At 40.9% G+C, this 308-nt stretch carries 1 protein-coding gene; it reads left to right on the forward strand.

Annotation, left to right across the window (positions count from 1 at the left end; genetic code table 11):
- A partial coding sequence (locus FC77_RS07765; protein WP_156641864.1) for a transposase occupies positions 1-308 on the forward strand: 308 nt, incomplete at both ends.

Genomic DNA, 308 nt, shown 5'->3' on the forward strand with positions numbered 1-308 from the left:
CTGCTTTAAGATTAATCGCGGAATTAGGCGATTTACGCAGATTTGATACTTCAGCTCAAATAGATGCTTTTATTGGCATTGATCCAGGACGCTACCAATCAGGAGAAATGGATAACCATTTAGGTATTACCAAACATGGCAATCATATTGCCAGAAAGATCCTTTACCGAGTTATCGGTCAAATGGAATCAACGAAGTTATCTCAGCCTTGTCATATCACCGATTATTACGACAACAAAAAACAATCCTCCCACAGCCGAGGCTATAAGAAGATTGCCATTGCATCGGTGCATAAACTGATCCGCACC

It is taken from the genome of Lactobacillus acetotolerans DSM 20749 = JCM 3825 (assembly GCF_001436775.1).
Lineage (GTDB): Bacteria > Bacillota > Bacilli > Lactobacillales > Lactobacillaceae > Lactobacillus > Lactobacillus acetotolerans.